The sequence below is a fragment of the Pseudomonas sp. B21-041 genome (genome assembly GCF_024748675.1).
GTDB classification, from domain to species: domain Bacteria; phylum Pseudomonadota; class Gammaproteobacteria; order Pseudomonadales; family Pseudomonadaceae; genus Aquipseudomonas; species Aquipseudomonas neuropathica.
The window spans coordinates 6,400,759-6,414,521 of record NZ_CP087175.1; the positions used below are offsets into that span (position 1 = coordinate 6,400,759).

Here is a 13,763-nt window from a genome sequence, read left to right on the forward strand (position 1 = left end):
CTTACCAGGTTTGGGTGGCCTTGAACTTCTCGATACCGGCTTTCATGCCAGCGTCGATTTCGTCATTGAAGTCACCTTTAACGTTGATCTTGGCCATCAAATCGGCGTGATCGCGGTTGAAGAAAGCAATCAGCGCTTGTTCGAAGCTGCCGATCTTGGCGATTTCAATGTCAGTCAGGAACCCACGCTCAGCGGCATACAGCGACAGCGCCATGTCAGCGATCGACATTGGTGCGTATTGCTTCTGCTTCATCAGCTCGGTAACGCGCTGACCATGCTCAAGTTGCTTACGGGTCGCTTCGTCCAGGTCAGAAGCGAACTGGGCGAATGCCGCCAGTTCACGGTACTGAGCCAGAGCGGTACGGATACCACCGGAGAGCTTCTTGATGATCTTGGTCTGAGCGGCACCACCCACACGGGATACCGAAACACCGGCGTTCACTGCAGGGCGGATGCCCGAGTTGAACATGGCCGATTCCAGGAAGATCTGACCGTCGGTGATGGAAATCACGTTGGTCGGAACGAACGCGGAAACGTCGCCAGCCTGGGTTTCGATGATCGGCAGTGCGGTCAGGGAACCGGTTTTGCCGGTCACTGCGCCGTTGGTGAACTTCTCTACGTATTCTTCCGAAACGCGGGATGCGCGCTCCAGCAGACGGGAGTGGAGATAGAACACGTCGCCTGGGTAAGCCTCACGGCCTGGTGGACGGCGCAGCAGCAGGGAAATCTGGCGGTAAGCCACTGCTTGCTTGGACAGATCGTCATAAACGATCAGCGCGTCTTCACCGCGGTCGCGGAAGAATTCACCCATGGTGCAACCGGAGTACGGTGCCAGGAATTGCAGCGCAGGAGATTCCGAAGCACTGGCAGCCACGATGATCGTGTTGGCCAGGGCGCCGTTTTCTTCCAGCTTGCGAACCACGTTGGCGATGGTCGATTGCTTCTGACCGATAGCTACGTAGACGCAGAAAATGCCGCTGTCTTTCTGGTTGATGATCGCGTCGATCGCCAGAGCGGTTTTACCGATCTGACGGTCACCGATGATCAGCTCACGCTGGCCACGGCCGACAGGGATCATGGCATCGACAGCCTTGTAGCCAGTCTGTACAGGCTGGTCTACCGACTTACGCCAGATCACGCCCGGTGCAACTTTCTCGACCGCGTCGGTCTCGGTGTTGCCCAGTGGACCTTTGCCGTCAACAGGGTTACCCAGTGCGTCGACTACGCGACCCAGCAGTTCCTTACCAACCGGAACTTCGAGGATGCGGCCAGTGCACTTGGCGCTCATGCCTTCAGCCAGAGACTGGTAAGCGCCCAGTACAACGGCACCTACGGAGTCTTGCTCCAGGTTGAGGGCCATACCGTAGACGCCGCCCGGAAACTCGATCATCTCGCCGTACATAACGTCGGCCAGACCGTGAATCCGCACGATGCCGTCAGATACGCTGACGACAGTGCCTTCGTTACGGGCTTGGGAGGTCACATCGAGCTTGTCGATGCGGCCCTTGATAATTTCACTTATTTCGGAAGGATTGAGTTGCTGCATTGCTCTGCTGCCCCTTCAAACTCAAGATTTCAATGCTTCGGCAAGTTTCGCGATTTTGCCGCGAATCGAGCCATCGATAACCAGGTCGCCGGCGCGGATAACGACACCACCTATTAGGGCAGCATCCTCCGCAACTTGCAGGCGCACTTCCCGGTTGAGTCGTGCACTGAGAACCTTGGCGAGTTTGTCTTGCTGTTCTTGGTTCAATGCAAAAGCACTGGTCACTTCAACGTCTACCGACTTCTCTTGTTCGGCCTTGTACAGGTCGAAAAGAGCGGCAATCTCCGGCAGAAGCGGGAGACGGTCGTTTTCGGCAACGACATTGATGAAGTTCTGTGCCTTGGCATCAAACTTGTCGCCGCACACGTCAATAAACGTGGCGGCCTTTTCTGCGCTCGTCAGTCGCGGGGCCTTGAGCACGCGCTGCATGGTGTCGTCTTGCGACACCGCTGCAGCCAGGCCGAGCATGGCTGACCAATTGGCCAGTTGCTGGTGGGCCTGAGCGTGCTCGAAGGCCGCCTTAGCGTAAGGTCGGGCCAACGTGGTCAGTTCTGCCATGATCGCCCTCGCTTAGATTTCAGCAGCCAGTTGGTTAACCAGCTCTGCGTGCGCGTTTTGATCGATTGTGGCACCCAGGATCTTCTCGGCGCCGCCGACAGCCAGCAAGCCCACTTGGGCACGCAGCTTGTCTTTGACACTGTTCAGTTCCTGTTCGATCTCGGCTTGAGCCTGAACCTTCACACGGTCAGCGTCGACACGGGCCTTTTCAACGGCCTCTTCGACAATCTGGTTACCGCGTTTCTTGGCTTGCTCGATGATTTCAGCTGCCTGAGCTTTCGCTTCGCGCAGTTGCTGACCCGCTTTTTCTTGGGCCAACTCCAGGTCGCGAGCTGCACGGCTGGCAGCGTCCAGACCATCAGCGATCTTCTTTTGACGTTCGTGCAGAGCAGCGATGACCGGAGGCCATACATACTTCATGCAGAACAGTACAAAAATCAGGAACGCAACGGACTGGCCAATCAGGGTCGCATTAATGTTCACGCCAACACCTCGCAGTTACGTTGTCCATCACATCAAATTACTCGGAAGAATCCGGGTAATTAGCCAGCGATCTGACCAACGAACGGGTTCGCAAAGGTGAAGAACAGAGCGATACCAACACCGATCATGGTTACGGCGTCGAGCAGACCGGCAACGATGAACATTTTAACTTGCAGCATTGGAACCATTTCTGGCTGACGCGCTGCGCCTTCCAGGAACTTGCCGCCCAGCAGGCCGAAACCAATTGCGGTACCCAGTGCGCCCAGGCCGATCAACAGTGCAACAGCGATAGCGGTTAGACCAACTACAGTTTCCATCTTTCCTCCCGACTTTTACGTCGTATGGTTTAGGTTTTTTAGATTAAAGCGGTAAAACAAATCGTTTCAGGTGCCCTGTGAAGAGCCCCTTCCCGTTTGACCGGGAAGGACATCAGACTAGTCGAGACTGGCCTTAATGGTTTTCTTCGTGCGCCATCGACAAGTAGACGATGGTCAGCATCATGAAGATGAACGCCTGCAGCGTGATGATCAGGATGTGGAACACAGCCCACGCCCACTGCAGAACAACGCCCAGGCCGCTCAGCCAGAGCAGGCCGCTGCCGAACATCACAGCGATCAGAATGAACACCAGCTCGCCGGCATACATGTTGCCGAACAGACGCAGAGCCAGAGAGATCGGCTTGGCGATCAGGGTCACGAATTCCAGCAGGAAGTTCACCGGGATCAGCAGGGCTTGAACGAAGATGTTCTTGCTGCCGAACGGGTGCAGGGTCAGTTCGCCGATGAAGCCGCCGAAGCCCTTGACCTTGATGCTATAGAAAATGATCAGTGCGAAAACCGAGAACGCCATGCCCAGGGTCGCGTTCGGGTCGGTGGTCGACACGGCGCGGAACGGGATGTGGTGGTCACCGGAGATCAGGATGGCCAGCTGAGGAATCCAGTCGACCGGTACCAGGTCGACGGCGTTCATCAGGAACACCCAGACGAAGATGGTCAGTGCCAGCGGAGCAATCACCGGGCTACGGCCATGGAAGCTGTCTTTCACGCTGCCATCGACGAATTCGACCAATACTTCAACGAAGTTCTGCAAAGCACCCGGCTGACCCGAAGTCGCTTTCTTTGCCGCCATGCGGAAAAGAAGTACGAAGATCAGACCCAACGCGACCGACCAGCCGAGAGTATCGACGTGGAAAGCCCAGAAGCCCATTTCTTTGGCTTCTGCTGCGGTATGGGCAAAGCCCCAGCCGCCGTTAGGTAGCTGACCGAAGGTCAGGTTCTGCAAGTGGTGCTGGATATAGCCCGAAGCGGTTGTTTCTGCCATGGTTGCCTCAAACGCCCTAAGGTCTCGAAAGTCTTGTTCTCATCAGCAGGGGAGCGAACCAGCTGACCGACTGAGTCAGCACGAACGCGCCGAATACAGCTATCGGCGCCAATGGCTTCACACCTGCAAACACCAGTGCAAAGAGCACTGCCGTCAAAATCAGTTTGCCTGCCTCGCCGGCGTAAAAGGACCGGACGATGGACTGGGCTGCTCGGGCGCCGGAAAACCGAAATGCCTTGTGAGCGAAATAAACATTGGGCAGCAAGGCTATCAGGCCTCCGCAAAGTCCCGAGTATCCGGCAACGACTCCGTGCCATTGCCAGAGCGCCAAAGCGGCAATGAGCAAAATGACAAATTGAGCCATTAACACCGGAAAAACCGCCAGGCGATGGAACGGCAGGCGGTTTGGCTTGCGGGTTTCCATCACGTTTGCTCTCCAATGGTCGGCTGCCAGAATTCAATAACTTGGCATAATTTGTGCCGACAAAATGCGCGCAGAGTATAGGGGCGGTTCTGCCCCTATTCAACTGTCAGGTAGTGATTTCCGACTGCGCGCTACATGAGGAAATGTTTCAGCGGATGTGTGCGAGCACACCTTGAAGCTCATCGAGGGAGTTGTAACCGATCACCAACTGGCCCTTTCCCTTCTTCCCATGGCGAATCTGCACCGCAGAGCCTAGGCGCTCGGCCAGACGCTGTTCGAGGCGGGCGATATCCGGGTCGGGTTTGGTCGCTTCCACAGGCTCCGGTTTGCCACTCAACCACTGGCGAACCAGTGCCTCAGTTTGGCGCACAGTGAGACCGCGTGCGACAACATGTCGCGCCCCTTCCACCTGCTGATTTTCCGGCAGACCGAGCAATGCACGGGCGTGACCCATTTCCAGGTCGCCATGGGACAGCATGGTCTTGATGACTTCCGGCAGCGCAATAAGCCGCAACAGGTTAGCCACAGTGACGCGGGACTTACCCACAGCTTCGGCGACCTGTTGCTGAGTGAGCTGGAACTCCTGCTGCAAACGCTGCAGGGCCACCGCTTCTTCGATCGGATTGAGGTCTTCGCGCTGGATGTTCTCGATCAGCGCAATAGCGATTGCGGTTTCATCCGGCACATCGCGGACCATCGCCGGGATGGTTTCCTGCCCGGCTTGCTGACTCGCGCGCCAGCGACGTTCACCAGCGATGATCTCGAAGCGGCCACCGCCAATCGGGCGCACCACGATCGGCTGCATCACGCCTTGCGCCTTGATCGACGCTGCCAGTTCTTCCAGCGCCTGCGGATCCATGTCGCGGCGCGGCTGGTATTTGCCGCGCTGCAGCAGATCCAACGGCAAGTGCTGCAGTTCGCGGGTGTCAGCTTGCGCCGCTTGTTCTTCCAGCGCGCTGACGGTCGGACCACTCAGCAGTGCATCCAGTCCACGTCCGAGACCTCGTTTCTTGACGGCCATGGGGATTCCTTAAGTTGCCTGAGCGGCGGCGATGCGTGAGTTTTTGCGCTGACGGCGAACCATCTCGCCGGCCAGGGCCAGATAAGCCAGGGCGCCGCGCGATTGCTTGTCGTAGGCAAGCGCCGGCATGCCGTAGCTCGGCGCTTCGGCCAGGCGGATGTTGCGCGGGATCACCGTGTCGTACAGCTGATCGCCGAAGTGTTCCTTGAGCTGCGCCGAAACGTCGTTCATCAGGCTCAGGCGCGGGTCATACATGGTCCGCAGTAACCCTTCGACTTTCAGGTTCGGATTCAGCAGTTCGGCGATGCGCTTGATGTTATCCACAAGGTCGCTCAAGCCTTCGAGCGCAAAGTACTCACACTGCATGGGGATAATGACCCCATCAGCGGCGACCAGTGCGTTCAGCGTAAGCATCGACAGCGACGGCGGGCAGTCGATCAGAATGTAATCGTAGTTTTCGCGGATCGGCGCCAGCGCGCTGCGCAGACGGCTTTCCTTCATCTGCATTTCCAGCAGCACCACTTCGGCCGCGGTCAGGTCGCGGTTGGCCGGCAGCAGTTGGTAACCGCCATGTTCGGAATAGTGCATGGCCTGGGCCAGATCGCATTCGCCGATCAGCAGGTCGTAGACCGAATTTTCCAGGCCGTGTTTATCCACACCGCTACCCATGGTGGCGTTGCCCTGTGGATCGAGATCGATCAACAGCACCCGGCGCTTGGTCGCGACCAGCGATGCTGCGAGGTTGATGCAGGTGGTGGTCTTGCCCACACCACCCTTTTGGTTCGCTATCGCGAATACCTTAGCCATTCTTGCTTGTGTTCCCAATCATGCCGTGCGGCGCAGTATCAGCAGATGGCGTTGGCCTTGGCAACCGGGTACGGCCAGGGCGTGTTCGCTATCGAGTTTGAAGTCTGCCGGCAATGCTACCAGCTCATCGGCCGGATGAACGCCCTTCATTGCCAGCCAACGTGTATCGGCGTCGCCTAAGTGGCGAGTCCAGTTGGTGAAGTTTTCCATGCTGCTGAACGCCCGGGAAATGATCCCATTGAACGGTTGAGCAGGCTGGAAGGCTTCGACACGACTGTGGATAACTTGCAGGTTATCCAGTTTGAGTTCGAGTTTGACCTGAGTCAGAAAGCGGGTTTTCTTGCCGTTGCTGTCCAGACAGGTCACTTGCGAGTCCGGATACAGGATCGCCAACGGGATCCCCGGCATGCCGCCACCACTGCCGACGTCGAGCCAGCGACCGTTTTCGATGAACGACATCACGCTCAGACTATCGAGCAAGTGTCGCGAAACCATTTCGTCCGGATCGCGCACCGCAGTCAGGTTGTAGGCCTGGTTCCATTTGATCAACAGGGCCAAATAACCCAGCAGCAATTCGTGCTGGGTTTCAGTGAGATGGACACCGAGCTCGCGGGCTCCTGTGGATAACTCTTCGGCGTGTTGCGAAGTGACCTTAGAACTCAAGCGCTTTGCTCCAACTGACGGCCCGCGCCGCGTTTTTTCAAATGAATCATCAACAGCGAAATCGCTGCCGGGGTCACCCCCGGGATCCGCGAAGCCTGACCCAGCGTCTCTGGACGCGTGGCACCGAGCTTGCTCTGAATCTCCTTGGAGAGACCGGAAATGTTGGTGTAATCGATATCCACAGGCAATTTCGTGTCTTCACTGGCGCGCAGACGGGCGATTTCGTCCTGTTGACGGTCGATGTAACCGGCGTATTTGGTCTTGATTTCAACCTGCTCGGCGACCTGAGGATCTTCGGCGCCGTTGCCGGTCACTTCGACCAGACCAGCGTAGTCGATTTCCGGACGGCTCAAGAGGTTGAGCAAGTTGTATTCGTGGGTCAGCGGCGTGCCGAATTTTTCCGCGATCGCATCGCCCTGCTGCGTATTCGGGCGAACCCAAGTGCTTTTCAGGCGCTGTTCTTCGAGTTCGATGCTTTCGCGTTTCTTGCAGAAGGCTGCCCAACGTGCGTCATCGACCAAACCGAGCTCGCGACCTTTTTCGGTCAAACGCAGGTCGGCGTTGTCCTCCCGCAGGATCAGGCGGTATTCGGCACGGGAAGTGAACATGCGGTACGGCTCTTGGGTACCGAGGGTGATCAGGTCGTCGACCAACACACCGATGTACGCTTCATCGCGACGCGGACACCAGGCTTCTTTGCCCTTGGCGCGCAGTGCGGCGTTGGCCCCGGCCAGCAAACCTTGGGCGCCAGCTTCTTCGTAACCGGTGGTGCCGTTGATTTGCCCGGCGAAGAACAGACCGCCGATGACTTTGGTCTCGAGGCTGTACTTCAGGTCACGTGGATCGAAGTAGTCGTACTCGATCGCATAACCCGGACGCACGATGTGCGCGTTTTCCATGCCGCGAATCGATTGCACGATCTGCAATTGCACGTCGAACGGCAGGCTTGTGGATATTCCGTTCGGGTACAGCTCATGGGTGGTCAAACCTTCCGGTTCGATAAACACCTGATGGCTTTCCTTGTCGGCAAAGCGGTGGATCTTGTCTTCGATCGACGGGCAGTAGCGCGGGCCAATGCCTTCGATCTCACCGGCAGCGGAATACATCGGCGAACGATCGAGGTTCGCGGCAATGATTTCGTGGGTGCGGGCGTTGGTGTGAGTAATCCAGCAACTGACCTGACGTGGATGCTGTTCTTTGGTGCCCATGAACGACATCACCGGGATCGGCGTATCGCCTGGTTGCTCGGTCATTACCGAGAAATCCACAGACTTGCCGTCGATACGCGGCGGTGTGCCGGTTTTCAGGCGACCGACACGCAGCGGTAGTTCACGCAGACGGTGAGCCAGTGCGATGGACGGCGGATCACCGGCGCGACCGCCGGAAAAATTCTGCAAACCGATGTGGATAAGTCCGCCGAGGAACGTACCGGTGGTCAACACCACGGAATCGGCGAGAAAACGCAGACCCATTTGCGTGACAACACCACGGACTTGTTCCTGCTCGACGATCAGGTCGTCAGCAGCTTGTTGAAATATCCACAGGTTCGGCTGGTTTTCCAGAATTTCGCGGACAGCGGCTTTGTACAGAATCCGGTCAGCTTGCGCACGGGTCGCCCGAACGGCGGGGCCTTTGCGGCTGTTCAACACGCGAAACTGGATGCCACCGAAATCGGTAGCGGTGGCCATCGCGCCGCCGAGGGCATCGATTTCCTTGACCAGATGGCTTTTGCCAATGCCACCAATGGCCGGGTTGCAACTCATGGCACCGAGGGTTTCCACGTTATGCGTCAGCAACAGGGTTTTTGCCCCCATACGTGCTGAGGCCAGTGCTGCCTCGGTACCGGCATGACCGCCGCCGATGACGATCACTTCAAAACGGGAAGGGAAATCCACCACGCACCTCGTGCCTGCTTAAGTAGGTAATTCAGGAATAGTTTGAGATCAGGTTTCTGAACCTGGTCGACAAGTATAGGGACTTCGCCCTTCCTAAAGAACCCTTTGCACAAAATTTAACCAGCTGTGGAGAACTCGAGGTTAAAAGAATAAAAAAGAGAGAAATTTATAAAACCTTTGTTTTTATGTTTATTTCTACTGAGGCTACTTTCTGTGGATAGATTTATACAGGCCTTTATATTCAATGTGTACAGAGATTCAAAACCCTGTGACCATGTGCCAATGAGAGCCTTGGATAACTGGTTTAAGCCTGTGGATTAAAGGGTTGGTTATCCACAGAGGGGGTTATATCCAGTTTTCAGGCCCTGTTATCAACTGCCCTTAGTGGCAGTTATTCACAGGGCTTAATCCACAGAAATACGGTGAATGAAGAAATAACAGGCGCGAGAAGTCCGCTCAGGGAGACGAAATCTGCCCGGCACTGGAGAAAGGTTTGAGAAAGAGGAGGCGCAGACAGGTCGCGAATGGACCTGTCTGTGGAAAGCGGAGGGGTTATTTACCGATACAGAAGCTGGAAAAGATCCGTCCCAGCAGATCATCAGAGCTGAATGCCCCGGTGATTTCCCCTAGAGAGTGCTGAGCCTGACGCAGGTCTTCGGCCAGCAACTCGCCCGCACCCGCCAGAGTCAGTTGTGCACGACCGTGTTCAAGGGCTGCACTGGCATGGCGCAACGCTTCCAGATGGCGACGACGAGCACTGAAGCTGCTTTCCGAAGTCTGCTCGTAGCCCATACAGGCCTTGAGGTGATCACGCAGGAGTTCCAGACCATCACCTGCAGATTTGGCGCTCAGGCTGATCGTCACGTGGCTATCTTCACTGACTTCCAGGGAAATGGATTCACCAGTCAGGTCTGCTTTGTTACGAATCAACGTAACCTTGGCCGGATCCGGGCGGGTTTCGAGGAATTCAGGCCACAAGGCAAACGGATCCAGTGCTTCCGGAGCGGTTGCATCGACCACCAGCAGGACGCGATCCGCTTCGCCGATGGCTTTCAGTGCGCGTTCAACGCCAATCTTTTCCACCTGGTCTTCGGTATCACGCAAACCTGCGGTATCCACAACGTGCAACGGCATACCGTCGATGTGGATATGTTCACGCAAAATATCGCGGGTGGTGCCGGCAATCTCGGTGACGATCGCCGCTTCCCGACCGGCTAACGCATTCAACAGGCTGGACTTGCCGGCATTCGGACGACCGGCAATCACCACGGTCATGCCATCGCGCAACAACGCGCCCTGTCCGGCTTCACGCAGTACTGTGGATAATTCATCACGGACCTTGTCCAGCATGCTCAGCACGTGGCCATCGGCAAGAAAGTCGATTTCCTCTTCCGGGAAGTCGATGGCGGCTTCGACGTAGATGCGCAGACCTATCAGTTGTTCGGTCAAGTTATGCACACGCTGGGAAAACGCGCCTTGCAAAGAACGCAGGGCATTGCGCGCCGCCTGTGCAGAACTCGCCTCGATCAAATCGGCAATCGCCTCGGCCTGGGCCAGGTCGAGTTTGTCATTGAGGAACGCGCGTTCGCTGAACTCCCCCGGACGCGCCAGACGGCAGCCCAGTTCCAGGCAGCGTTTGAGCAGCATGTCCAGAACGATCGGCCCACCGTGGCCCTGCAATTCCAGAACGTCTTCGCCGGTGAACGAGTTTGGCCCCGGGAAATATAGCGCCAGACCTTCATCGAGCACTTGCTGGTCATCACTGAAAAATGGCCCGTAATGGGCGTAACGCGGTTTCAGTTCGCGGCCGCTTATAGCTTTGGCTGCAACGCTGGCCAGCGGCCCGGAAATACGAACAATGCCCACACCGCCGCGACCCTGAGCGGTGGCGACGGCGGCGATGGTTTCACGAGGTGTGCTCATAAACCGGAATCCAGACAAAAGTGGCAGATAGCAAAACGCCCCACTAGGGGGCGTTTTGAGTGGTGTTATCCACAGTGCAAGTTACGCCTCGGCTTTTTTCGTCGCCGCTTCGATCTTACGCGTGATGTACCACTGTTGTGCAATCGACAGGCAGTTGTTCACAACCCAGTACAGCACCAGACCAGCTGGGAACCACAGGAAGAAGAAGGTGAAGATGATTGGCATCATTTTCATGACCTTCGCCTGCATCGGATCCGGCGGAGTCGGGTTCAGCTGCTGCTGGATGAACATGGTTGCGCCCATGATGATCGGCAGAATGAAGAACGGATCCTTGATCGACAGGTCAGTGATCCACAGCATGAACGGCGCCTGGCGCATTTCCACGCTTTCCAGCAGCACCCAGTACAGCGAAAGGAAAACCGGCATCTGTACGAGGATCGGCAAGCAGCCGCCCAGCGGGTTGATCTTCTCTTTCTTGTACAGTTCCATCATGGCTTGCGACATTTTCTGCCGGTCATCGCCATGTTGCTCTTTCAGAGCAGCCAGTTTCGGCGCGACAGCACGCATGCGCGCCATCGATTTGTAGCTGGCAGCCGACAGAGGGAAGAAAATACCCTTGATCAGCATGGTCAGGAAGATGATCGACCAGCCCCAGTTACCGACAATGGCGTGGATGTGTTGCAGCAGCCAGAAGATTGGCTGGGCAATGAACCAAAGAATGCCGTAGTCGACGGTCAGTTCCAGACCTGGGGACAATTCTTTCAATACAGCCTGGCTTTTCGGACCGGCGTACAGCACAGCGCTGGTTTCAACTTTGGCACCCGGTGCAGCGGTCAATGTAGGACCGGTGTAACCGATGATGTAGTTGCCTTTGCTGTCTTTACGGGTCTGGACGATGTTGTTTTCGCCCTTGGCCGGAATCCACGCGGTCACGAAGTAGTGTTGCAGCCAGGCTACCCAACCACCGGTGACGGTTTCTTTCAACTGCGCCTTGTCCATGTCCTTCATGGACACTTTCTTGTACGGCTCCGAACTTGTCCACAGGGCGGCGCCCAGGTAAGTCGCGGTGCCAGTAGCAGTAGTGGACGAAGGATCAGCGCTGTTGTCGCGTTTCAACTGAGCAAACATTGCGCCGTTCCAGGGCTGAGCGCTCTGGTTATCCACAATGTAGGAAACGGCTACGTCATACAGGCCGCGTTTCAGGGTGAAACGCTTGATGTAATTGACGCCGTCCTTGCTGAACTTCAGGTCGACGACCAGTTGGTCCTGACCTTCAGCCAGTTGATAAGTCTTCTTCTCCGAAGAGTAGACCGGACGACCGGCCGGATTTGCATCCGGGCCATTGGTGCCGATCAGACCGCTTTGGGCCAGATAAACACGTTCGCCGCCGTTATCGAACAGCTGGAACGGTACATCAGGACGATCCTGACGACGTGGATACAAAGGCAAGGTCAGTTGAGCAACATCACCACCTTGTGGATCGATCGCGAGATCGAGCACGTCGGTTTTGATCTGGATCAGATCCTTGCTGGCGGCTACCGGAGTTTCGGCAGGTGCACTGGTATCGCTAGCGGCGCGCGGAATATCGTCACTGGCGGCAGCATTATTGCCAGTGGCGGTGTCCGGCAAACCGGATGTAGTCGTACTGGAAGCAACATTCTGAGTCGGCAGGGCAGCCTGGCCATAGTCCTGGTTCCATTTAAGAACCATAACGTAGGACACGATTGCCAGGGCGACGATCAGGATCGTGCGTTTGATATCCATGATTACTCGGCCATCGAAGAAGAACGGGAGGTAGGGATAGGTGGAACCGGGTCATAACCACCGGGATTCCACGGATGACAGCGACCTAAACGACGAAAGGTCAGCCAGCCACCGCGCAGAAGGCCATGATTTTCGATGGCTTCATACGCGTAGCAGGAACAACTGGGGTAGAAACGACAGTGGCTGGCCATCAAAGGACTAATGGCATAGCGATAAAACTGGATCGGAACGAGGGCCAGTTTACGCATCGGTACTGTCTACCCCTACAGTTTCGGTTTTGACTTCTGGAACTGGCTTGCTACGTGCCAGACGCTTCCAGAGCTTGCCGAAATGCTGAATCAATTCGGGGTTTTCTACATCGCCCAGACCTTTGCGCGCGACGATAACGATATCCCAGCCGACCAGTGAATCCTGGTGCAGACGAAATGATTCGCGCATCAAACGTTTGAGGCGATTGCGCTCAACGGAGAGCTTTACGCTCTTTTTCCCGATAACCAGCCCGAGACGGGGGTGATCAAGATCGTTGTTGCGTGCAAGGAGCAGGAGATTTTTCCCCGGAACCTTGCCGGTAGGGGAGTCAAAGACTGCCTTGAAATGCCGGGGAGTAAGCAGACGCTTTTCCCGACTGAAGTCCTGACTCACCTCCAGTACCGGATTATCAAACTGCCAGACGCGCACGACCTTTGGCGCGGCGACGCGACAGGACAGCACGGCCGTTCTTGGTAGCCATGCGAGCACGGAAACCGTGGGTACGGGCGCGTTTGATAGTGCTTGGTTGGAAAGTACGTTTCATGTCGTGTTACCTGGTTCGTCCACAACGGGCCGGAATGGCCCCCGTTTTAAGAGACCGGGGATTCTAGAGAAAGCAAGCCTTCAGGTCAATTTCCAACCAGCGTTTCCTTATAAATAGATCTCTAGGTGTTCTTTGCCTGATCACCTGCTTGCCATACATAAAAATAAAGAAGGGAATTATTTAAAGCTTTTCTGTAAAGCTTATAAAAGCTAGGCACACCTTCTTCTGTGGATAAGTAGCATTAGGCCTTGTCTGACGTGATGTACAGAGAATGACAACTACAGTGGAAAACCGTGTTCAGCCTGTGCTGCGCTGTCGGATAACCTGTGTGTGGAATGGCCTGTTATCCACAGGCAGGTTATCCACCGAGTTCAACCCCCAGTTGTCCAGTGCCCTTAGAGGCGGTTATCCACAGAGCTTATTCACACACCGTTGGTCGCCTTTTTCCGATTTAACGCATTGATAAATCATGGTCACCGGGCAACCTGCATGTGGATAAGTGGACGGCTCGCCGCTACAATGGCCGCTTGTTTTTGCCTCACCGGCTTTCAACTTAGGGGATATCC

Annotated in this window: 15 protein-coding genes; all 15 read right to left on the bottom strand. The window is 56.1% G+C overall.

The window, feature by feature from the left end:
- Window position 1 precedes the first annotated feature (1 nt).
- Window positions 2-1,546 (bottom strand): F0F1 ATP synthase subunit alpha, encoded by a 1,545-nt coding sequence (atpA, locus tag LOY43_RS28625; RefSeq protein ID WP_016984064.1) that lies wholly within the window; start codon window positions 1,544-1,546, stop codon window positions 2-4.
- A 21-nt stretch (window positions 1,547-1,567) separates the two neighbouring features.
- On the bottom strand, window positions 1,568-2,104 hold the full coding sequence (locus LOY43_RS28630) for a F0F1 ATP synthase subunit delta (protein ID WP_007911956.1): 537 nt from the start codon (window positions 2,102-2,104) through the stop codon (window positions 1,568-1,570).
- Window positions 2,105-2,116: 12 nt separating this feature from the next.
- Window positions 2,117-2,587, bottom strand: a complete 471-nt coding sequence (locus LOY43_RS28635; protein WP_003229781.1) for a F0F1 ATP synthase subunit B — start codon at window positions 2,585-2,587, stop codon at window positions 2,117-2,119.
- A 59-nt stretch (window positions 2,588-2,646) separates the two neighbouring features.
- Entirely contained in the window at window positions 2,647-2,904 is a 258-nt protein-coding gene (gene atpE / locus LOY43_RS28640; RefSeq protein WP_003097235.1) for a F0F1 ATP synthase subunit C, read from the bottom strand.
- A gap of 133 nt (window positions 2,905-3,037) precedes the next feature.
- Complete coding sequence (atpB, locus tag LOY43_RS28645; protein ID WP_007911917.1) at window positions 3,038-3,907, bottom strand: F0F1 ATP synthase subunit A; 870 nt, start codon at window positions 3,905-3,907, stop codon at window positions 3,038-3,040.
- A gap of 16 nt (window positions 3,908-3,923) precedes the next feature.
- Entirely contained in the window at window positions 3,924-4,331 is a 408-nt protein-coding gene (locus LOY43_RS28650; RefSeq protein ID WP_003229783.1) for a F0F1 ATP synthase subunit I, read from the bottom strand.
- A 148-nt stretch (window positions 4,332-4,479) separates the two neighbouring features.
- Entirely contained in the window at window positions 4,480-5,352 is an 873-nt protein-coding gene (locus LOY43_RS28655) for a ParB/RepB/Spo0J family partition protein (protein ID WP_007911911.1), read from the bottom strand.
- 9 nt (window positions 5,353-5,361) lie between these two features.
- Window positions 5,362-6,159 carry a ParA family protein gene (locus LOY43_RS28660; protein ID WP_008084406.1) on the bottom strand — a complete coding sequence of 266 codons (798 nt, stop codon included), beginning with the start codon at window positions 6,157-6,159 and terminating at the stop codon, window positions 5,362-5,364.
- Window positions 6,160-6,177: 18 nt separating this feature from the next.
- Window positions 6,178-6,822 carry a 16S rRNA (guanine(527)-N(7))-methyltransferase RsmG gene (gene rsmG / locus LOY43_RS28665; protein ID WP_064116544.1) on the bottom strand — a complete coding sequence of 215 codons (645 nt, stop codon included), beginning with the start codon at window positions 6,820-6,822 and terminating at the stop codon, window positions 6,178-6,180.
- A complete protein-coding gene (gene mnmG / locus LOY43_RS28670; protein ID WP_258709028.1) occupies window positions 6,819-8,717 on the bottom strand; it encodes a tRNA uridine-5-carboxymethylaminomethyl(34) synthesis enzyme MnmG in 1,899 nt (632 codons plus the stop codon). The genes rsmG and mnmG overlap by 4 nt, the downstream gene beginning before the upstream one ends.
- A gap of 552 nt (window positions 8,718-9,269) precedes the next feature.
- Window positions 9,270-10,640 carry a tRNA uridine-5-carboxymethylaminomethyl(34) synthesis GTPase MnmE gene (gene mnmE, locus LOY43_RS28675; protein ID WP_093429551.1) on the bottom strand — a complete coding sequence of 457 codons (1,371 nt, stop codon included), beginning with the start codon at window positions 10,638-10,640 and terminating at the stop codon, window positions 9,270-9,272.
- An 81-nt stretch (window positions 10,641-10,721) separates the two neighbouring features.
- Entirely contained in the window at window positions 10,722-12,404 is a 1,683-nt protein-coding gene (gene yidC / locus LOY43_RS28680) for a membrane protein insertase YidC (RefSeq protein WP_258709029.1), read from the bottom strand.
- A gap of 2 nt (window positions 12,405-12,406) precedes the next feature.
- Window positions 12,407-12,652: a membrane protein insertion efficiency factor YidD gene (yidD, locus tag LOY43_RS28685; RefSeq protein ID WP_010465488.1), complete on the bottom strand. Its 246-nt coding sequence runs from the start codon at window positions 12,650-12,652 to the stop codon at window positions 12,407-12,409.
- Window positions 12,645-13,046, bottom strand: coding sequence for a ribonuclease P protein component (gene rnpA / locus LOY43_RS28690; RefSeq protein WP_016984072.1), 402 nt, complete (start codon window positions 13,044-13,046; stop codon window positions 12,645-12,647). The genes yidD and rnpA overlap by 8 nt, the downstream gene beginning before the upstream one ends.
- Before the next feature lie 16 nt (window positions 13,047-13,062).
- On the bottom strand, window positions 13,063-13,197 hold the full coding sequence (gene rpmH, locus LOY43_RS28695) for a 50S ribosomal protein L34 (RefSeq protein WP_003213577.1): 135 nt from the start codon (window positions 13,195-13,197) through the stop codon (window positions 13,063-13,065).
- Window positions 13,198-13,763 lie beyond the last annotated feature (566 nt).

What these genes read in the sequence shown, in the direction of transcription:
- mnmE (WP_093429551.1), bottom strand. Translation starts at nt 10,640, where the DNA reads ATGAGCACACCTCGTGAAACCATCGCCGCCGTCGCCACCGCTCAGGGT.
- yidC (WP_258709029.1), bottom strand. Translation starts at nt 12,404, where the DNA reads ATGGATATCAAACGCACGATCCTGATCGTCGCCCTGGCAATCGTGTCC.
- atpA (WP_016984064.1), bottom strand. Translation starts at nt 1,546, where the DNA reads ATGCAGCAACTCAATCCTTCCGAAATAAGTGAAATTATCAAGGGCCGC.
- atpE (WP_003097235.1), bottom strand. Translation starts at nt 2,904, where the DNA reads ATGGAAACTGTAGTTGGTCTAACCGCTATCGCTGTTGCACTGTTGATC.
- LOY43_RS28660 (WP_008084406.1), bottom strand. Translation starts at nt 6,159, where the DNA reads ATGGCTAAGGTATTCGCGATAGCGAACCAAAAGGGTGGTGTGGGCAAG.
- LOY43_RS28650 (WP_003229783.1), bottom strand. Translation starts at nt 4,331, where the DNA reads ATGGAAACCCGCAAGCCAAACCGCCTGCCGTTCCATCGCCTGGCGGTT.
- atpB (WP_007911917.1), bottom strand. Translation starts at nt 3,907, where the DNA reads ATGGCAGAAACAACCGCTTCGGGCTATATCCAGCACCACTTGCAGAAC.
- LOY43_RS28655 (WP_007911911.1), bottom strand. Translation starts at nt 5,352, where the DNA reads ATGGCCGTCAAGAAACGAGGTCTCGGACGTGGACTGGATGCACTGCTG.
- LOY43_RS28630 (WP_007911956.1), bottom strand. Translation starts at nt 2,104, where the DNA reads ATGGCAGAACTGACCACGTTGGCCCGACCTTACGCTAAGGCGGCCTTC.
- yidD (WP_010465488.1), bottom strand. Translation starts at nt 12,652, where the DNA reads ATGCGTAAACTGGCCCTCGTTCCGATCCAGTTTTATCGCTATGCCATT.
- rpmH (WP_003213577.1), bottom strand. Translation starts at nt 13,197, where the DNA reads ATGAAACGTACTTTCCAACCAAGCACTATCAAACGCGCCCGTACCCAC.